Origin of the sequence: Methylobacterium sp. PvR107, assembly GCF_017833295.1 — a bacterium.
Lineage (GTDB): Bacteria > Pseudomonadota > Alphaproteobacteria > Rhizobiales > Beijerinckiaceae > Methylobacterium.
Genome location: NZ_JAFIBW010000001.1, coordinates 1,054,666 through 1,073,583, shown reverse-complemented (window position 1 = coordinate 1,073,583; position 18,918 = coordinate 1,054,666). Strand labels below are relative to the sequence as shown.

Genomic DNA, 18,918 nt, shown 5'->3' with positions numbered 1-18,918 from the left:
GTCGCTGATGCGTCTGTAAGTGTTCGGGTCGGATGGGGGCGCTTACCGCGCGGCCCGCATCGCGAGGCGGATACCGTTGAGCTTGGTCTTCAGGGAGGCGTCGACCATGCGCGAGCCCATCTTCACGACGAGGCCGCCGATCAGGCTCGGATCGATCACGAGGTCGACGTCGACCTCGGCCTTGGCGATGTCGCGCAGCGAGGCCTTGATCTCCTCGATCACGGTGTCGGACGGCCTCTCGGCCACCCGGACCTGGGCGCGCACGATCCCCTTCGAATCCTGGACCAGGCTGCGGAAGGCGCTGATCATGTCGGGGAGGGCGAAGAGCCGACGGTTCGAGGCCGCGAGGCGGATGAAGTTGCCGGCGAGACCGCCGATCCCGGCCCTGGCGAGCACGGCGCCGATCGCGGCTTCCTGCTCCTCGGCGCTGAAGACCGGGCTGCGGACGAGGCGGCGAAGGTCCGCGCTCTCCTTCAGCAGCCCGTCGAATTGATTGAGGGAATCGGCGACCGCGTCGACCTGGCGCTCGTCGCGCGCGAGCTCGAACAGGGCGGAAGCGTACCGGCCCGCCACGCCTGCGACCAGGGGACCAGCCTCGGAACCGTTCTGCGCCACCCGTCGCTCTCTTCTCTGGTTGCCCGCCCGCTCCGCGCGCTCCGGCAGGAGCGCGGTGCGTGACCGTTCGGGACGTGGGATCGCGCCGGCAGCGGACAGGGTCGAGAACTGTCCTCGCGGCGCGGCGACCGCCTAGCATGCCAGCATGGCCGCGCGCAACACGGGAGGCGCACCGCGCAGCGCGTCACGACGGCGGAAGTGTGACGCGGGATGCGCCTCAGCAGGCGAGCCGGTCGCAGCGGCGGACGCTCGCGATCATCTTGGCCATGGCGCGGGCGCCCGGATGGCCGAGGATGCCGCTGTTGCCGACAACGTAGGACGGCGTCGCGTAGAGACCGAGATCCGCCGCCATGCGCATCTGGCTCTTGAGCGCCGCGCGCACCTCTTCGCTGTCGGCGATCTCCTCGACTTCCGCCTGCGGGATGCCCAGCGCAGCCGCGGCAGCGAGAGCCCCGGGCCCGTCGATGCGGCCAGGCTTGCCGAGCAGAGTCTGATAGAAGCGCCACGCGGCCTCCGAGCCGAGCCTGCGCTGGACCGCCAGCATCACCTTGGCGGCCTGGGCCGATTGCGGTGACAGGATCGGGTTGTGGACAAGGCCGATCCGCAGTTCCGGGTCGCTGTCGTGCAGCGCGACCACGTCGGCGGCAGCCTTCCGGCAATACGGGCAGTTGAAGTCGTAGAACTCGTAGAGCGTGGTTCCGGCCTCCCGCGGCCCGACATAGGTGACCCCGCGCAGGGCCGGGATCTGGCCGGTGATCTCGCCGGGCAGGATCGAGTTCGCCACCGCCTTGCCGTCATCGCCGGTGACTGCGACGCGCTGGCCGTAGGATTGCGCCCAGACGGGCTTCAAGCCGGTGGCGAGGGTGGCGGTTGCGGCGAGGAGAAGGCGTCGCGAAACAGGCATGGAGAACGTCCGGGGCATCGCTATCCCGCTCCGGCCGCGCCGAAGCGGAGCCGGACCAGAACCAGGGGGTCGAGTCGGTTTGATGGCCGATCGGCGTGAACGTGGTCCTACCGCAGCCCCTTCGGCCGTTCGCCGGTCGCCCAGGCCAGGGCCTGTTCCAGGCGGTCATTGCCCCAGAACAGCTCGCCGTCATCGGCCAGAAAGGTCGGCGCCCCGTAGATCCCGCGGGAGCGCGCCTCCTCGACGCTGACCCGCAGCTTGGTCTTGTTGGCCTCGGCGGCGGCGGCCCGCACGGTCTGTGTCCCGTCGAGCCCGAGCGAATCGAGGATCTCGGCGACAGCCGCCGGCTCTGCGATGGAGCGCCCCTCGGCGAAGCTCGCGGTGAACACCTTCTTCGAGAACGGCACCAGCCAATCCTGGTCCTGACCGAGGATGGCGACCCGCACCGCGCTGAGGCTGTTCTGCGGAAACTGCGCGGGGCGCGTCAAGGGCGGTAGGCCGAGGCGCGCGGCCTCGCGCTCCACGTCCCGCCACATGTTCTTGCCCTTGGCCGCGTAGAGGTTGAACGGCGAGGTCGTCCAGCCCTGGGAGGCGAAGAGCGGCCCGACCAGGAAAGGCCGCCACCGGATCGCGACGCCGGCCTCGGCGGCGGCGGCTTCGACGCGCATCGCCGCGAGGTAGGAGTAGGTGGAGGCGAATTCGAACCAGAACTCCAAAATCGGCTGGCGCGCCATAGACTTCGCTTCTCCGATGCATTCTTGCGGCGATGACGATTGGCAACGCCCGCGTCATTTGTTGCACGGCCGCAAGGCCGCCGTGAGGCAAAACACGACCGATCCTCCGGCATCTGGCCTACGCGCGAGACGGCACGCCGGTTGCAGGCCGGTGACACCCGCGATAAGCCGCAGACGCCCCGCCTCAGTTCCGGAAGCCGCATGTCCGTCCCCGCGAAGAGCCCCGTGAAGAAGGTCGTGCTGGCCTATTCCGGCGGCCTCGACACATCGATCATCCTGAAGTGGCTGCAGACCACCTACGGCTGCGAGGTCGTGACCTTCACGGCCGATCTCGGCCAGGGCGAGGAGCTGGAGCCGGCCCGCCGCAAGGCCGAACTCCTCGGCATCAAGCCCGAGAACATCTACATCGAGGACCTGCGCGAGGAATTCGTCCGCGACTACGTCTTCCCGATGTTCCGGGCGAACGCCGTCTACGAGGGCGTCTACCTGCTCGGCACCTCGATCGCGCGGCCGCTGATCGCCAAGAAGCAGATCGAGATCGCAGAACGCGTCGGCGCCGACGCGGTCTGCCACGGTGCCACCGGCAAGGGCAACGACCAGGTCCGGTTCGAGCTCGGCTATTACGCGCTCAAGCCCGACGTGACGGTGATCGTGCCGTGGCGCGAGTGGGACCTGCGCTCGCGCGAGCAGCTCATCGCCTTCGCCGAGCAGCACCAGATCCCGATCGCCAAGGACAAGCGCGGCGAGAGCCCGTTCTCGGTGGACGCCAACCTTCTGCACGCCTCCTCGGAGGGCAAGGTGCTGGAGGATCCGGCCGTCGAGGTGCCGGATTACGTCTACTCGCGCACGCTCTCCCCCGAGGAGGCGCCGGACCAGCCGACGATCATCACGATCGGCTTCGAGCGCGGCGACGCGGTGTCGATCGACGGAGAGAAGCTGTCGCCCGCGAGCCTCTTGGCCAAGCTCAATCAGCTCGGCCATGACAACGGCATCGGCCGGCTCGACCTCGTGGAGAACCGCTTCGTCGGCATGAAGAGCCGCGGCATGTACGAGACGCCCGGCGGAACGATCCTGCTGCCGGCCCACCGGGCCATCGAGTCGATCACGCTCGACCGCGGGGCCGCGCACCTGAAGGATCAGCTGATGCCGCAATACGCGGAGCTGATCTACAACGGCTTCTGGTTCTCGCCGGAGCGCGAGATGATCCAGGCGCTGATCGACAGGAGCCAGGAGAAGGTCACCGGCACGGTACGGCTGAAGCTGTACAAGGGCGGCGTCCACGTGATCGGCCGCGAGAGCCCGCACTCGCTCTACGACCAGGACCTCGTGACCTTCGAGGAGGGCGCCGTCGCCTACGACCACCGCGACGCGGCGGGGTTCATCAAGCTCAACGCCCTGCGCCTGCGTACCCTGGCGCAGCGCAAGAAGCGCGAAGGCTGAGACGTCAGGCCGGCTTCCAGACCGCGGGCGATCCCGCGCACTGGAAGTCGCCCGGCCCGAGATCGGCATACCGTAGAAAGATCTGAAGGGCCGGCTGCATCTCGCGGTGTAGCCGGATCCGGTGCTTTTCCCCGTCCTCGTCGTCGTTGGCGGCCACCTCCGGCACCGCCGCGAGATGACGGGCTATGGCGGCGGTGTAGGTGTCCCCGTCTCCATAGGGCCGAGCCGGATCCACCCGCGGCACGTCCCCCGCCGGATCCCAGTCGAAGGCGAGATGCGGGATCAGCGCGAGGTGCTCGGCGGTCACCGCGAAGGTGATGTGCTCCGGCGTTTCGCCCGTTCGCGCATCCCGGAAGACGTCGCCGACCGTGCCGTGGTCGAGCTTCGCCAGACCGTTGTGATACTGGTAGCGGCCGGGCTTCAGCTGCGCGTTCTGGGCGAAGACCGCCAGCCCCTTCTCCAGCGCCCGATGCTCTTCCGCGGCCCCCTCGTCGTCGCCGGTCACGTTGGCGATGTCGCCGTCCCGATCGAGGCTGCCGTAGGGAGCATCCGGATGAATGGTCGGCGCACCCGGCTCGGCGCCGCCCCAGGCCACGACCATGCGGCGGAGCAAGGCGATGCGCTCCAGGGTCAGGTCGTAGACGGCGTCGCTCATGGGTGTCGGCTCTGGTTTCGGTTCTGGCGAATCTCTTACAGACCGGATTCGGCGGCTGCTACCGCCGCGGGCCGTCGTTTCCGTCGCGGTTCATCCGGTCGAGGGAGTTCGTGTCTCCGATTGCCACGACGAGAGCCTGACCGGCTCGAGTCGGGTCACGGACTTCGCGGCCGCCCGTTGAATTAGCCTCCGCTTCGCTGCTTCGCCGAGACCCAGCGATCACGCGGGGCGACGGCTCCACTGACTCAGCCTGCCACGGTAGGAGACCGGCAAGCGCCCGCTCGATCGCTACCTTCCGACCTATCAGTCCAGCGAGGTGCACGCCTGCGACGTCGCCGCCGATCCCGCGACGATCCTCGACGGGCTCGTCGCCTATCGACCGGCCGCGTCTTCCGGTTCGCGATCGGCCTGCGGGAACTGCCGATGCGCCTTCTGGGAGGGGTGAGTGCGGCGCAACCGGCCTTCGGTCTGCACGACGTCACGCGGCTCGACTGCAGCGACGATGAGATCGTCTACGGTCTGATCGGGCGGTTCTGGCGGGTGGATTTCGGCCTGGAGCGGGTCGCCGACGGCACAGCCTTCCGCGATTGCGACGCACCGTATCCCGCCAAGCTCGCCCTGGCCTTCGCAGTCCGACCCGGTCCCGAGGGCCAAACCCGGCTTATCACCGAGACGCGGGTCTTCTGCGCGAGCCGGGCCGCGCGTCTCACGTTCACGCCCTCTTGGCTCCTGATCCGCCCGGTGCGCGGTCTCATCCGTCAGCGCATGCTCGCCGCGATCAAGCGGGACAGCGAGCGCCCTTCGATCCCGGGACAGGTCATCGCCGCACGCAGCTCGTGAGGCCCTCCACCTGACCCATCAAGGCCTGGATCTGCGCGGCGCGGCGGCGCACGCCCGGGGAGGGACGCCCGGCGCTGCGCGTGATCGGGTTCGGCAGGACGGCGGCGAGCAGGGCGGCCTCGCCACGGGTCAGCCGGCTCGCATCCTTGTTGAACCAATGGCGGCTGGCGGCCTGCGCGCCGTAGATCCCGTCGCCCCATTCGGCAACGTTCAGGTAGATCTCCATCATGCGGCGCTTGCCCCAGAGCGTGTCGAGCGCCAGAGCCAGCGGGATCTCGACCGCCTTGCGGATGTAGGAGCGGCCCGGCCACAGGAACACGTTCTTGACGGTCTGCATCGCGATCGTCGAGGCGCCGCGGCTCGGCGAATCCTCATCCTCGACCACCTCGCGGATCGCCCCGATATCGACGCCGTGGTCGAGGCAGAAGCGCTGGTCCTCCGAGGCAATCACCGCCTGCGACAGCACCGGCGCGATCTCCGAGAGGCTGACGGCGTCGCGGCTGACAGGCTGAAGCGTCAACCACCGCCCGAGCATCAGGGTCGACGGCGGCATCAGCGCGCTATAGACGAGCGCCAGCGTCAGTATGACGATGAACGCGATGGCGGGGAGCAGAAGCAGCGCCCCGACGATCTTGCGGACCGGGCGGGAGCGCCGCGGGCGCGCGAGCGGAAGGTCACGACCCGCCGCCTCCCGCCTGCGTCCAGCCCCACCCACCGCGATCTCGTTCCCGCTCAACTGACACTCGATTGGTTTTCGCAAGGCCAGGACCGGACGTAGCGCCCGATGACCCCGACCCCCTCAACGCAGGCACCGACCGGTTCGGTCAAGACTGACACGCAGGCCGTCGCGTTTTCCCACAGGCTGGCTGAAGTCGCCGGGATGGTCGAGACCTTCCTGGTCGATCGCCTCGGCCCGGATCTCGTCCCCGGCGAGATCGCCCGGCCACCGCGCCTGATGGACGCCATGCGCCACGCCGTGCTCGGTGGCGGCAAGCGCCTCCGGCCCTTCCTCGCCATCGAGACCGCCCGGATGCTGGGCGGCTCCGAGCCGGCGGCGCTCGCAGCCGGCGCCGGCGTCGAGCTGGTGCATTGCTACAGCCTCGTCCACGACGACCTGCCGGCCATGGACGACGACGACATGCGCCGCGGCAAGCCGACGGTGCACAAGGCCTACGACGAGGCCACGGCCATCTTGGTCGGGGATGCGCTCCAGACGCTCGCCTTCGAGATCGTCGCCGACCCGACCTGGCAGCCGGATGCCGGGATTCGCGCCGACCTCGTGCTCGGCCTCGCCCGGGCCTCGGGCCTGGGCGGCATGGTCGGCGGCCAGCTCCTCGACCTCACCGCCGAGGGCCGGTTCGGCGCGGCCAACATGGATGTGGACGACACCCTGCGGATGCAGGCGATGAAGACCGGCGCGATCCTGGCCTTCTCGGTGGAGGCCGGCGCGATCGTCGGTGGCGCCGACGAGGGTCAGCGGGCTGCCCTCCTGCGCTACGGGGTCGCCCTGGGCCAGGCCTTTCAGATCGCCGACGACATCCTCGATCGCGAGGCCTCGCCGGAAGCCATGGGCAAGGCGACCGGCAAGGACAAGGATGCCGGCAAGGCCACACTGGTCGACCGTCTCGGCATCGACGGGGCCCGGGCCGAGTGCGACCGTCTCGTCGGCGTCTGCGAGGACGCGGTCGGCTCCTGGGGCGAGAAGGCCCGCATCCTGCGGGACGCCGCCCGGTTCACGGTGGCGCGCAAGACCTGACCGAACCGGCCGGGGATGCCCGTTCGGACGGATCGAAGTGGCTGCCGGGTCACCGCCGGATGCCCCGTCGATCGGTTGTCGCACGCAGCGAGGCGACGCCGGACACCTCACAATCGGGCCAGGCGCCGCTGGAATGCTTCGCTTTGCTCGTACAAACGTATCGGCGCTGCTCCGGTCCCATCCCGATAAGAAGCCGATGGGATCGGGTCGTGTAGGCCCTCAGGCCCGGTTGTTCTTGTTGTAGACGTCGAGGCACACGGCGGCGAGCAGCACGATCCCTTTGATCACCTGCTGGTAATCGATGCCGATGCCCAATATCGACATGCCGTTGTTCATCACGCCGATGATGAACGCGCCGATCACGACGCCCGAGACCTTGCCGATGCCGCCGGCCGCCGAGGCGCCGCCGATGAAGCAGGCCGCGATCACGTCGAGCTCGAACCCCACACCGGCCTTCGGTGTCGCGGTGTTGAGACGGGCGGCGAAGATCATGCCGGCGAGCCCGGCCAGCGCGCCCATATTGGCGAAGGTCAGGAAGGTGAGCCGCTCGGTCTTGATGCCCGAGAGCCGTGCGGCCTTGATGTTGCCGCCGAGCGCGTAGATCCGCCGCCCGATCGTCGTCCGGGTCGTGACGAAGCGGTAGAGCATCACCAGTGCGAACATCACCAACAGTACGTTGGGCAGGCCGCGATAGGCGCTCATCTGATACGCGAAGGCGAGGATCACGATGGTGGTCATGCCGTTGCGGAAGATGAACGCCGCCCAGGATTCGGCCTGTCCGCCGTTGCGGAGCCGCGCGGCCCGGCGGCGTCCGTTCAGGCCGATGAGGATCAGCGACAGGGCGAGCGCGATGAGCAGCGCGGTCCAGGGGCCCGCGAAGTTGGCCAGAAAGCCCTTGGCGAGAAGCTGGAACACCTCCGGGAACGGCCCGATCGAGGCGCCCTGCAGCAGGGCCAGCGTCAGGCCGCGGAACACCAGCATGCCGGCGAGCGTGACGATGAAGCTCGGAATGCCGAGATAGGCGACGAAGTAGCCCTGCAGCCCGCCGATCGCGGCGCCGACGGCCAGGCACAGGACGCTGGCGGTGAGCGGGTCGAAGCCGAATCGGACCATCAGGAGCGCCGCGAGCGCCCCCACGAAGCCGACCACCGAGCCGATGGACAGGTCGATATGGCCGGCCACGATGACCAGCAGCATCCCCAGCGCCATCACGACGACGTAGCTGTTCTGCAGGATGAGGTTGGTCAGGTTCAGCGGCTCGAACAGCACGCCGCCGGTGGCGTACTCGAAGAACAGGGTGATCAGCGCCAGGGCGAAGACCAGGCCGTAATCGCGCAGCTGCGCCATCGCGGGGCGCCCGCGCCGGGTCTGCGGCTCACCCGCAGCCTGGGTGCCCGGAACGGGTTCGGTCAGACGGATCATGGCCTTGCTCACAGAGATGTCGCTCATCCGTTCAGGTCCTTGGAGCGCATGATCGCGCGCATGATCGCTTCCTGGCTGGCCCCGGCGCGCTGGAACTCACCCACGAACCGCCCCTCGTTCATGACGTAGATGCGGTCGCACAGGCCGAGCAGCTCGGGCATCTCGGACGAGATCATCAGGACGCCGCGGCCGCCTTCGGCCAGTTCGTTGATGATGCTGTAGATCTCGTACTTGGCGCCGACATCGATGCCGCGTGTCGGCTCATCGAGGATCAGCACCTTGGGCTGGGTGAACAGCCACTTGCTGAGCACGACCTTCTGCTGGTTTCCGCCCGACAGGTTCACGGTCTGCTGCCCTATGCCGAAGGAGCGGATCCGCATCTTCGAGCGATAGGCATTCGCGACGCGGTGCTCCGCATCCTCGTCGATGATTGTGGCCGTCGAGACTCCGGGGAGGTTGGCGAGCGTGGTGTTCTTGGTGATGTCCTCGCCGAGCACGAGCCCCAGCTGCTTGCGGTCCTCGGTGACGTAGGCGATGCCCGCCGCGATCGCCTTGTCGATCGTCGAGACATCGACCTCCCGGCCCTCGATGCGGACCGTCCCGCTTGTGCCCTGGCCGTAGGACTGGCCGAAGACGCTCATGGCGAGTTCCGTCCGGCCGGATCCCATCAGGCCGGCGATCCCGACGATCTCGCCCCGGCGCAGGTTCAGACTGACGTTGCGCACGACCGCCCGCTCCGCATGGACCGGGTGATGGACCGTCCAGCCCTCCACTTCCATCAGCATGTCGCCGATCCGCGGCTCGCGAACCGGGTAGCGGTTGGCCATGGTGCGGCCGACCATGCCGCGGATGATCCGGTCCTCGTCGACGCCGCCGTTCCCGCAGTCGAGGGTCTCGACGGTGGTGCCGTCGCGCAGCACGGTGATCCGGTCGGCGACCTTGGAGATCTCGTTGAGCTTGTGCGAGATCAGGATCGACGCGATGCCCTTGGCCTTGAAGCTGAGGAGCAGCTGCAGCAGCGCCTCGCTGTCCGTCTCGCTCAAGGATGCGGTCGGCTCGTCGAGGATGAGCAGCTTGACCTTCTTGGACAGCGCCTTGGCGATCTCGACGAGTTGCTGCTTGCCGACGCCGAGATGGGTGACGAGGGTGTCGGGATTCTCCGCAAGGCCGACCATGGCCAGCAGCTCCCGGGACCGCGCATAGACCCGGTCCTGGTCTATGATGCCGAAGCGGCCGGGCTCGTTGCCGAGGAAGATGTTTTCGGCGATCGACAGGAACGGGACCAGGGCCAGTTCCTGATGGATGATCACGATGCCCAGGCGCTCGCTGTCGGAGATGTCGCGGAACCGGCCGGGCTGCCCCTCGTAGGTGATCTCGCCCTCGTAGGATCCGTGCGGGTAGACCCCGCTCAGGACCTTCATGAGCGTCGACTTGCCGGCGCCGTTCTCGCCGACCAGGGCATGGATCTCGGCCGGTGCGATGCTCAGGTTGACGTCGTTGAGGGCCCTGACGCCGGGAAACGTCTTGGAGATCCCCCGCATTTCGAGGACGGGCTGCATGCGACCCCTTCCGGCTCAGTCTGCACAGGATGCCGCCCGCGCCGGCGGCACCGGCGCGGAGACGGGTTCGGGCGGCGCGGCAAGGGCCGCCGCGCTCACTTCAGCTGGTCGAGGGTGTAGTAGCCGGTGTCGACGAGGGCCGGCTTCCAATTGGCCTTGGTGACGATGACCGGCGTCAGCAGGTACGATGGGACGACCTTCTTGCCGTTGTTGTAGGTCTTGGCGTCGTTGGTCTCGGGCTGCCGGCCGGCCTCGATCGCGTCGATCATCGCCACCGTCACCTTGGCGAGTTCGCGCGTGTCCTTGAAGATCGTCGCCGTCTGCTCGCCCGCGATGATCGACTTGACCGCCTGCAGCTCGGCATCCTGGCCACTGACCACCGGCAGCTTCACATTGCCGGAGCCGTAGCCGACGCTCTTCACCGACGATATGATGGCGGTGGAGATGCCGTCGTAGGGGGAGAGCACCGCATCGAGATGCGCGGTGCCGTAATAGGCCGAGAGCAGGTTATCCATCCGGGCCTGCGCGGTCGCGGGATCCCAGCGCAGCGTCGACACCTTGTCCATGCCGAACTGGCCCGAGCGCACGACCAGCTTCTTGGCATCAATGTAGGGCTTCAGCACCGACAGGGCACCGTCGTAGAAAAAGTATGCGTTATTGTCGTCGGGCGAGCCGCCGAACAGCTCGATGTTGAACGGCCCCTTCTCGTCCTTCAGGCCGAGCGCATCGACAATTGAGGTCGCCTGCTGGACCCCAACTTTGTAGTTGTCGAACGTGGCGTAATAATCGACGTTCGGCGTGCCCTTGATCAGGCGGTCGTAGGCAATGACCTTCACGCCGCGCTCGCTCGCCTTCGCCAGCACATCGCTGAGCGTGGTTCCGTCGATCGAGGCGATCACCAGCAGCTTCACGCCCTTCGTGAGCATGTTCTCAATCTGCGCGAGCTGGGTTGGGATGTCGTCGTCGGCATATTGCAGATCCGGCTTGTAGCCCTTGGCCTGCAACAGCTTCACGATATTGTTGCCGTCGTCGATCCAGCGCTGTGACGACTTGGTGGGCATGGCGACGCCGATCGCGTCGCCGCCGGCCGCCTGCGCCGCCGGCATGGCCAGCGCTCCCAGGAGTGAGATACCCAGGACGAACTTGAGAAATATAGGCTTGGCGATCCCGGATCTCAGCGCCCGCTTGTGGACGGCCGCGACTGGCATGGGCCGAAGCGTCGGCGATCACGGGGCGGCTGGACGAGGGGCGTCCGCGCGCCGGGACTCGTGCCGGCCGCCGGTTGTCGGGACGGGATGGCCGCGGAGCCGGGCCCCGATTTGACCCATGCCGGGACGAACGGGCCGGGCAGCGCCCCGGCTCGAGGCGGCCCGAGAGGCGCCGCTATGCGGATCGTGCGGTCCGCGCAGCGGAAAGGATCGGCCGCTCTTGCCGCCCGCCGCTCTTGCCGCCTGCCGCTCTTTCCGCCTGCCGCTCTTTCCGCCTGCCGCTCTTGCCGCCCGCGGCTCAGCCGCGTCCGACGAACGGCATCTTGGTCGCCATGATGGTCATGAACTGCACATTGGTTTCGAGCGGGAGGCTCGCCATGGTGAGAACCGCCTGGCCGACATGGTCCGGGTCCATGACGGCCTCGGGCCGGAGCGAGCCGTCCGCCTGACGGACGCCCGCCTTCATCTTGCCGCCCATGGGCGTGTCGGCGTTGCCGATGTCGATCTGCCCGCAGGCGATGTCGTAGGCGCGACCGTCGAGGGAGGTCGCTTTGGTCAGGCCGGTCACGGCGTGCTTGGTCGCCGTGTAGGCGATGGAGTTCGGCCGCGGGGCATGCGCCGAGATCGAGCCGTTGTTGATGATCCGGCCGCCGCGGGGATCCTGGTCGCGCATGATCCGGAAGGCGTGCTGCGTGCACAGGAACAGGGCGGTCAGGTTAGTGTCGACCACCTGCCGCCACGTCTCCAGCGGCAGGTCCTCGAGGGGGACCGGCGGGGCGCCGATCCCGGCATTGTTGAACAGTAGGTCGAGTCGCCCGAATTCCGCCCGCGTGCGGGCGAACAGGTTGGCGATCGAATCGGGATCGGTCACATCGGTTGGCACCACGAGCGCCCGGTCACCGCCGATCTGCGCCGCCGTCTCGTCGAGCGGCCCCGGCCGCCGCCCGGACAGCACGATCCGCCAGCCGGCGCCGGCCAGCGCCAGGGCCGCGGCCTTGCCGACCCCAGTCCCCGCCCCGGTCACGATCGCGATCCGACCTGATTCCGACATGCGCCCCTCCCGGCCTTGTTGTCGCCCGGCTGTAGCGGATGGCCGTCGCGGCGCGAAGGCATCGGCGTTTCAGATGCGCGGCTCGGTCACCGGCGCCCGCTTGACCTCAAGCGCGCTATGGTGGCCCGAACAGGCAAGAACGGGGGGGTCGGAACGATGCGGCGGAGACCGACGGCAGAGCGGCGCCGGGTGACGCCTCCGGTGGTGCACCGGTGAGCGCGCCCGAGATCCCGTTCCTGCTGGGTCTCGACGCCGCGGCGGTCGCGGCGGTCCGGGCCCGCATGGTCCCGATCGCGGTGCCGGGCGGCCAGATCCTGTTCGAGCAGGGCGCCTCGGGAGACGCGCTCTACACCCTCGTCTCCGGGGCGGTCGGCGTCTCGGCCCGCGACCACAACGGCAGCCCGACCCGGATCGCGCGCCTGCGCCCACCCGAGACCTTCGGCGAGATGGCCCTGCTGTCGGAGGCCCCCCGGGCGGCCACCGTGATGGCCCTGCGCGACTCGCACCTGCTGAAGCTGACCCGCACGGCCTTCGAGGCGGTCATCGCCGAGCATCCGCAGACGCTCCTCTACTTCGCCCGCATGCTGGCCGACCGCCTGCGCGCGATCTACGACGGCTACTCGGTGCATCACGCGCCGCGGATCTTCACGATCCTGGCGGTGACGGAAGGACCGAATCCGGAGATCCTCGCCCGGCAGCTCGCCGACGCCTTCGACGCGCTCCTGCCGGGCGAGACCGGCTGCCTCACGAACTGGCCCGAGGGCGCCGACGAGGCTTGGTTCCAGAGCTTCGAAGGCCGGCACGCGCGCACGATCTTCGCGGCGCACGAGATCGACTGTCCCTGGTGCCGGCAGAGCCAGCGCCGGGGCGACCATGTGCTGCTTCTGGCCGAGCCCGGCGCGCCGCCGCGGCCGGGTGTGCCGGAATACCTGGAGCGGGTCCGCTCCGACTGGATCCGCATGGACCTTGTCGTCCGGCAGGATTCGGACGCGCAGCGCCCGAAACCGCTCCACCCCGCCGTCGCGGCACTGCCGGCCGCGATGCGGATCCAGGTCCGCGACGGCATGCAGGGCGACCTCCACCGGCTGGCCCGGCTCGCCAGCGGCGCGGCCCGGGGGCTGGTGCTCGGCGGCGGCGGCGCCCGCGGCCTTGCCCATCTCGGGGTCCTGAAGGCGCTCGACGAGGTCGCCTGCGCGCCGGACTTCGTCGGCGGCACCAGCATGGGCGCGATCATTGCGGCGAGCCTCGCCATGGGCTGGCCCCTCGCGGAGATCCAGGCGCAGACCGAGGCGTTCTTCGCCACCAGCAACCCGATCAACGACTATACCCTGCCGCTCCATGCCCTGACCCGGGGGGCCAAGGTCGATGCGGGCCTGGCGGCGCGCTACGGCGGCGTGCGCATCGAGGATCTGTGGCTGCCGTTCTTCTGCGTGTCGTCGAACCTGACCACCGGGAACACGATGGTTCATCGCTCGGGTGACCTGCCGAAGGCGCTGCGCGCCAGCATCGCCATTCCCGGACTCCTGCCGCCGGTCCTGTGCGACGAGGGGGTGCTGGTCGATGGCGGCATGATGAACAATCTCCCGGCCGATGTCGCCGCGGGCCTGGAGCGCGGCCCGGTTCTCGCCGTCGATGTCGGCAGCGACCGGGCCTTCCAGGACATGCCCCAGCGCGGCTGGCGCGGCCGGCTGGTGCGAAGGCTGATCGGCTCGCCGCTGGCCATGCCGGGCCTCGCGCCGCTGCTGCTGCGCGCCGCGACGGTCTCGAGCGACGCGCAGAGCCTGATGGCGGCGGCTCACGCGACCGCGGTGCTCAAGCCGCCCCTCTCGGGCATCGACCTGCGGGCGTGGTCCCGTTTCCGGGAATCGGCCGAGCTCGGCTATCGCGAAACGCGCGCCGGCCTAGAGGCCGGAACGCTGGCGCGCTGGCTCGACCCGCTGCGCTGATAGGTCCCGGTGCGGCAGCGCACGCGCGGGGCCCGATCCCCTGTAACCCCGACAGCCGGGCGCCGATCTCCCGTCGAGAGACGAAATCAGGAGCCAGCGTCATGACCCCGACCACCAGCCTTCAGGCCGAAGCCCCTGTGCCGCCCGCCCGGACCCTGCTGCAAGGGGCAGCCTTCGTGCTGCTCTGCCTGTGGACCCGCAGCTCTCCGGACCAGTTGCGCGACCAGCTCTCCGCCGAAGCCGGCGCCTGCGCGGCGTTCGGTTTCTGAGGGGATCACCCGCACGGGTGCGGGCGTTCTCCGCCGATCAGCAGGGAGCGCCGAAGCGGATGGACGTTGCAGGTGTGAACTTTCACCACGTCGCTCTGCCGGAGGTGCGCCTGCACGTGGCGGAGGCGGGTCCGGAGAGCGGGCCGCCGACCATCCTGCTGCACGGTTTCCCCGAATTCTGGTTCGGCTGGCGCCACCAGATCGGGCCGCTCGCCGAGGCGGGCCTGCGGGTGATCGTGCCGGATCAGCGCGGCTACGGCCTCAGTGACAGGCCGCAGGGCATCGCCGCCTACCACCTCGACCGGCTGGCCGGGGACGTGCTGGCCCTGGCCGATGCCTACGGCTTCGCGACATTCCGGCTCATCGGCCACGATTGGGGCGGCCTCGTCGCGTGGTGGCTGGCCAGCCGCCATCCCGAACGGATCGAGCGGCTCGCGATCCTTAACGCGCCGCATCCCGGCATCGTCGGCGCGTATATGCGGCACCATCCGGGCCAGTGGCTGCGCAGCGTCTATGTCGGCCTGTTCCAGCTGCCCGGCCTGCCCGAGCGGCTGCTGACGGCCGACCGGTGCCGCGTCCTGCGGAACGCGTTGACGTCCACCAGCCGGCCGGGCGCGTTCTCGGCTGCCGATCTCGACCGCTACGTCGAAGCGTGGCTTCAGCCCGGCGCGATGACCGCCATGCTGAACTGGTACCGGGCCCTGGTGCGTCTGCCGCGGGACGAGCCGGCCCGGGTCCGGGTCCCGACCCTGATCCTCTGGGGCAAGCAGGATACAGCCCTGCAATCCGGCCTCGCGGAAGCGAGCCTGGCCTTCTGCGACGCGGGCCGGATCCGCTGGTACGAGCGCGCGAGCCACTGGCTCGCCCACGAGGAGCCGGATTCCGTCAATGTGGAGCTGACGCGTTTCCTGTCCTGACCGGCACGCGCGAACGCAACAGAGGCATAAGCCACCAAATTGCACGAAGCATCCGAATTCACTTTAAAGTTATCATTATCCACGCGCCGAATGTCGGCAGCACGCGTCACGCGAAAACTTATTCCCCGTCAGAGGCGAAATCGACGGCTTCATTTTTACTGCACGCTCCGGAACTTACCCGTCACCATTCTCGTAGGTGGTGGCTCACACGGTAAAATCGGAGATACTCGCTCATGACTATGCGTTCTCTTCTGACGGCAGGCCTGCTCATCGGCGGCCTGATGGCCGGCTCGGGGGCCGCGCAGGCGGCACCGTCCATGCCTCAGCCCGGCCTCGCCGGCCACGACATGATCGAGTCTGTCGTGATGCATCGCCATCACCGCAGAATGCACCGGCACCACACCGCGCGGCACGAGCGGCGGATGCGCCGGCTCAACACCATGCGACACGGCAATCCGAACGCGAAGAATCCCGCCCTGCGCGGCTACCAGCAGAACCTGGGCAGCACCACCAATGGCCCGCGCTACTGAGACCCGTCAGGTCTCCGACGCCGGCCGCGGACGCGTTCGCCGCGCCGGCCCCTAGGCCGCGATGAACCCATCCACCGCCGACGCGGCTTCTCCCCAGCCGCGTCGGTGTGCGTGTCCTGATTCGCGGGCGGCGCTCTGCTAAGAGGCGGCATGGCCCGTACCGCCGTCCGCCCCGCCGCCGACATGACGCCCGCTCCCGGCCTGGATCCGGCCGGCGCCACGCCCATGATGGTGCAGTACATCGAGATCAAGGCCGCCAATCCGGACTGCCTCCTGTTCTACCGGATGGGCGACTTCTACGAGCTGTTCTTCGAGGACGCGGAGATCGCGTCCCGGGCGCTCGGCATCGTGCTGACCAAGCGCGGCAAGCACGCGGGCAGCGAGATCCCGATGTGCGGCGTGCCGGTCGAGCGCTCCGACGACTACCTCAACCGCCTGATCGCGCTCGGGCACCGCGTCGCCGTGTGCGAGCAGACCGAGGATCCGGCCGAGGCCAAGAGGCGCGGCCCAAAATCGGTGGTGCGCCGCGAGGTCGTGCGGCTCGTGACACCGGGGACGATCACCGAGGACCGGCTCCTCGACCCGGCCAGGGCCAACCTCCTCCTGGCGATCGGCCGCCGCAAGACCGGGGAGGGCGCGGTGGCCTACGGCCTCGCGGCGGTCGACATCTCCACGGGGCGCTTTGCCTTGAGCGAGATCGCGGGCGGCGATCTCGCCGGCGCCATCGCCCGGCACGATCCGCGGGAGATCGTCCTGTCAGAGGCGATCCACGCCGATCCGGCGCTCGCGCGGATCTGGCAGGAGAGCCGGGCCGCCGTCGTGCCCCTGGCGCAGGCGGAGCTGGAACCCGCCGCGGCCGAGCGGCGCCTGCGCGAGCAGTACGGGGTCTCGACGCTGGAGGGTTTCGGCCAGTTCACCCGCGCCGAGATCGCCGCCGCCGGGGCTGTGCTCCTCTACATCGCCCGCACGCAGCTCGCGGCCCGGCCGACCCTGGCCGTGCCGACCCGTGAGGACGGGGGCGCGACCCTGGCGATCGATGCGGCGACACGGGCCAACCTCGAACTCACCCGGACCCTGTCGGGGGAGCGAACCGGGAGCCTGCTCGCCACGATCGACCGGACCGTGACGTCCAACGGCGCGCGGCTGCTGGCCGAGCACCTTGCCGGACCGCTGACCAAGCTCGACGCGATCGCCCGGCGGCACGCCGCCGTGGCGCATCTCGTCGATGACGGCGCGCTGCGCGCCGCCCTGCGCGAGGCGCTGGCCCGGGCGCCGGATCTCGCCAGGGCGCTGTCGCGCACCGGCCTCGGCCGGGCGGGACCGCGGGATCTGGCGGCGATCCGGGACGGCCTGGCGGTGGCGGCGCAACTCGGCGCCCGCCTCTCCGCCATCCCGGATTTGCCGGACGACCTCGTCCGTTTCGCCGAGCACCTCGCCGAGGCCGATCCGGAACTGATCGCGACCCTGGCGGCGGCGCTGGCCGACGATCTTCCCCTGAGCCGGCGCGACGGCGGCTTCGTGCGGCTGGGCTACCATCCGGAGATCGACGAGGCGCGGACGCTGGGCCAGGATTCCCGCAAGGTGATTGCCGCCCTGCAGGCCCGCTACGCCGAGCAGACCGGCTGCCGGACCCTGCGCATCAAGCACAACAACCTGCTCGGCTACTTCATCGAGGTGCCGCAATCGGTCGGCGAAGCCTGCCTCAAGGGGCTGCAGAGCGAATTCGTCCACCGCCAGACGATGGTCGACGCGATGCGCTTCACCAGCGTCGAGCTGGGCGAGCTCGAATCGAAGATCTCCGGCGCCTCCGACCGGGCGCTGGCGCTCGAAGGCGCCGTGTTCGACGACCTCTCGGCCCGCGTGCTCGGCAAGGCCGAGTCCATCGCCGAGGTCGCCGAGGCTTTGGCCGGGCTCGACGTCGCGGCGAGCCACGCCGAGCTCGCGGTCGAGCTCGACTGGCGGCGGCCCGTGGTCGACGATTCGCTGAGCTTCGTCGTGGTCGGCGGCCGCCATCCGGTGGTCGAGGCGGCCCTGCGCCGGGCCGGCGAGCCGTTCATCGCCAACGATTGCGATCTTTCGGGCGACACGCGCGGCCGGATCCGGCTGATCACCGGCCCCAACATGGGCGGCAAGTCCACCTTCCTGCGCCAGAACGCGCTGATCGCGGTGCTCTCCCAGATGGGCGCCTTCGTGCCGGCCGCCGAGGCGCGGATCGGGCGGGTCGACCGGCTGTTCTCCCGGGTCGGTGCCGCCGACGATCTCGCCCGCGGGCAATCGACCTTCATGGTCGAGATGGTCGAGACCGCGGCGATCCTCAACCAGGCGACGCGGCGCTCCCTGGTGATCCTCGACGAGATCGGCCGCGGCACCGCGACCTTCGACGGTCTCTCCATCGCCTGGGCCTGCCTGGAGCACCTGCACGAGGTGAACGCCTGCCGGGCTCTGTTCGCCACCCATTTCCACGAACTCACCGCGCTCGGCGACCGTCTGGCCCGGCTGGAGAACGCGACCCTCAAGGTCGCCGAGCATCGGGACGGCGTCGTGTTCCTGCACGAGGTCGTTCCCGGAATCGCCGAACGCAGCTACGGCCTGCAGGTGGCCCGGCTCGCGGGACTGCCCGGCAGCGTCGTGTCGCGGGCCGGGGCGATTCTCAAGAGCCTGGAGAAGGCGGAGCGCGGTCGCCCGGCGCGCGCGCGAATCGACGACCTGCCGCTCTTCGCAGCCCTCGCGCCGCCCCCGCCGCCGGAGCCGCCGCCCGAGGATCCGCTCGGGGCGCTGCTCGATTCCATCGAGCCGGACGCGCTCACGCCGCGGGAGGCGCTCGACGCGCTCTACCGGCTGAAGCGCGAGCGGACAGGGGGGCATTGAGCGGGCGAGCCGCGTCCGGCCGCCGTGGGTGGGGTGGTCGCAGCCGCAACGCCGCCCATTGCCGCGAGCGGATAAAGGTGACCGTAGCAGCCAGCCCAAGCTACAGGGATCCAGAGCCGCGGACAGCGCAGCGTCCCGCGCGACGCGAATGTCCGGTCTCCGGGCTCCGCTTCGCAGCCCCGGAGCGACGATCCCGCCGCCGGG

17 protein-coding genes are annotated in these 18,918 nt (G+C 69.4%); 8 read left to right on the top strand and 9 right to left on the bottom strand.

Features of this window, described 5'->3' with window-relative positions:
- Window positions 1-42: 42 nt before the first annotated feature.
- The 3 genes from JOE48_RS04915 to JOE48_RS04905 all read right to left on the bottom strand — a co-directional run bounded on the left by JOE48_RS04915 (window position 43) and on the right by JOE48_RS04905 (window position 2,253).
- Entirely contained in the window at window positions 43-615 is a 573-nt protein-coding gene (locus JOE48_RS04915; protein ID WP_210028387.1) for a F0F1 ATP synthase subunit delta, read from the bottom strand.
- Between the two features lie 217 nt (window positions 616-832).
- Complete coding sequence (locus JOE48_RS04910; RefSeq protein ID WP_210028382.1) at window positions 833-1,519, bottom strand: DsbA family protein; 687 nt, start codon at window positions 1,517-1,519, stop codon at window positions 833-835.
- Window positions 1,520-1,626: 107 nt separating this feature from the next.
- Window positions 1,627-2,253, bottom strand: a complete 627-nt coding sequence (locus JOE48_RS04905) for a 2-hydroxychromene-2-carboxylate isomerase (RefSeq protein WP_210028381.1) — start codon at window positions 2,251-2,253, stop codon at window positions 1,627-1,629.
- 201 nt (window positions 2,254-2,454) lie between these two features.
- Between JOE48_RS04905 and JOE48_RS04900 the strand changes: the two genes are divergently transcribed.
- A complete protein-coding gene (locus JOE48_RS04900) occupies window positions 2,455-3,693 on the top strand; it encodes an argininosuccinate synthase (protein ID WP_210028380.1) in 1,239 nt (412 codons plus the stop codon).
- Between the two features lie 4 nt (window positions 3,694-3,697).
- On the opposite strand, the gene JOE48_RS04895 is transcribed toward JOE48_RS04900, so the two are convergent.
- A complete protein-coding gene (locus JOE48_RS04895) occupies window positions 3,698-4,348 on the bottom strand; it encodes a hypothetical protein (protein WP_210028378.1) in 651 nt (216 codons plus the stop codon).
- Window positions 4,349-4,771: 423 nt separating this feature from the next.
- Between JOE48_RS04895 and JOE48_RS04890 the strand changes: the two genes are divergently transcribed.
- On the top strand, window positions 4,772-5,188 hold the full coding sequence (locus JOE48_RS04890; protein WP_245252712.1) for a hypothetical protein: 417 nt from the start codon (window positions 4,772-4,774) through the stop codon (window positions 5,186-5,188).
- Here the strand turns inward: JOE48_RS04890 and mtgA are convergent.
- Entirely contained in the window at window positions 5,166-5,924 is a 759-nt protein-coding gene (mtgA, locus tag JOE48_RS04885) for a monofunctional biosynthetic peptidoglycan transglycosylase (RefSeq protein ID WP_409518558.1), read from the bottom strand. The genes JOE48_RS04890 and mtgA overlap by 23 nt on opposite strands.
- A 48-nt stretch (window positions 5,925-5,972) precedes the next feature.
- Here mtgA and JOE48_RS04880 point away from each other — a divergent pair, with 48 nt between their 5' ends.
- Window positions 5,973-6,944: a polyprenyl synthetase family protein gene (locus JOE48_RS04880; RefSeq protein WP_210028377.1), complete on the top strand. Its 972-nt coding sequence runs from the start codon at window positions 5,973-5,975 to the stop codon at window positions 6,942-6,944.
- 219 nt (window positions 6,945-7,163) lie between these two features.
- Here the strand turns inward: JOE48_RS04880 and mmsB are convergent, their stop codons facing one another.
- The 4 genes from mmsB to JOE48_RS04860 form a co-directional block, all read right to left on the bottom strand.
- Window positions 7,164-8,291, bottom strand: coding sequence for a multiple monosaccharide ABC transporter permease (gene mmsB / locus JOE48_RS04875; protein WP_245253100.1), 1,128 nt, complete (start codon window positions 8,289-8,291; stop codon window positions 7,164-7,166).
- A 98-nt stretch (window positions 8,292-8,389) separates the two neighbouring features.
- Window positions 8,390-9,925, bottom strand: coding sequence for a multiple monosaccharide ABC transporter ATP-binding protein (mmsA, locus tag JOE48_RS04870; RefSeq protein ID WP_210028375.1), 1,536 nt, complete (start codon window positions 9,923-9,925; stop codon window positions 8,390-8,392).
- 95 nt (window positions 9,926-10,020) lie between these two features.
- Window positions 10,021-11,031 (bottom strand): multiple monosaccharide ABC transporter substrate-binding protein, encoded by a 1,011-nt coding sequence (gene chvE, locus JOE48_RS04865; RefSeq protein WP_210035566.1) that lies wholly within the window; start codon window positions 11,029-11,031, stop codon window positions 10,021-10,023.
- A gap of 400 nt (window positions 11,032-11,431) precedes the next feature.
- The gene (locus tag JOE48_RS04860) at window positions 11,432-12,184 is read right to left on the bottom strand and encodes an SDR family oxidoreductase (RefSeq protein ID WP_210028374.1); all 753 of its coding nucleotides are present in this window, start codon (window positions 12,182-12,184) and stop codon (window positions 11,432-11,434) included.
- A gap of 212 nt (window positions 12,185-12,396) precedes the next feature.
- Between JOE48_RS04860 and JOE48_RS04855 the strand changes: the two genes are divergently transcribed.
- The 5 genes from JOE48_RS04855 to mutS all read left to right on the top strand — a co-directional run bounded on the left by JOE48_RS04855 (window position 12,397) and on the right by mutS (window position 18,714).
- A complete protein-coding gene (locus tag JOE48_RS04855) occupies window positions 12,397-14,130 on the top strand; it encodes a patatin-like phospholipase family protein (RefSeq protein WP_210028372.1) in 1,734 nt (577 codons plus the stop codon).
- Window positions 14,131-14,231: 101 nt separating this feature from the next.
- Window positions 14,232-14,399 (top strand): hypothetical protein, encoded by a 168-nt coding sequence (locus tag JOE48_RS04850; RefSeq protein WP_210036134.1) that lies wholly within the window; start codon window positions 14,232-14,234, stop codon window positions 14,397-14,399.
- 59 nt (window positions 14,400-14,458) lie between these two features.
- Window positions 14,459-15,316, top strand: coding sequence for an alpha/beta fold hydrolase (locus JOE48_RS04845; RefSeq protein WP_210028371.1), 858 nt, complete (start codon window positions 14,459-14,461; stop codon window positions 15,314-15,316).
- 233 nt (window positions 15,317-15,549) lie between these two features.
- On the top strand, window positions 15,550-15,846 hold the full coding sequence (locus JOE48_RS04840; RefSeq protein ID WP_210028370.1) for a hypothetical protein: 297 nt from the start codon (window positions 15,550-15,552) through the stop codon (window positions 15,844-15,846).
- A 150-nt stretch (window positions 15,847-15,996) separates the two neighbouring features.
- Window positions 15,997-18,714: a DNA mismatch repair protein MutS gene (mutS, locus tag JOE48_RS04835; RefSeq protein WP_210028369.1), complete on the top strand. Its 2,718-nt coding sequence runs from the start codon at window positions 15,997-15,999 to the stop codon at window positions 18,712-18,714.
- Window positions 18,715-18,918 lie beyond the last annotated feature (204 nt).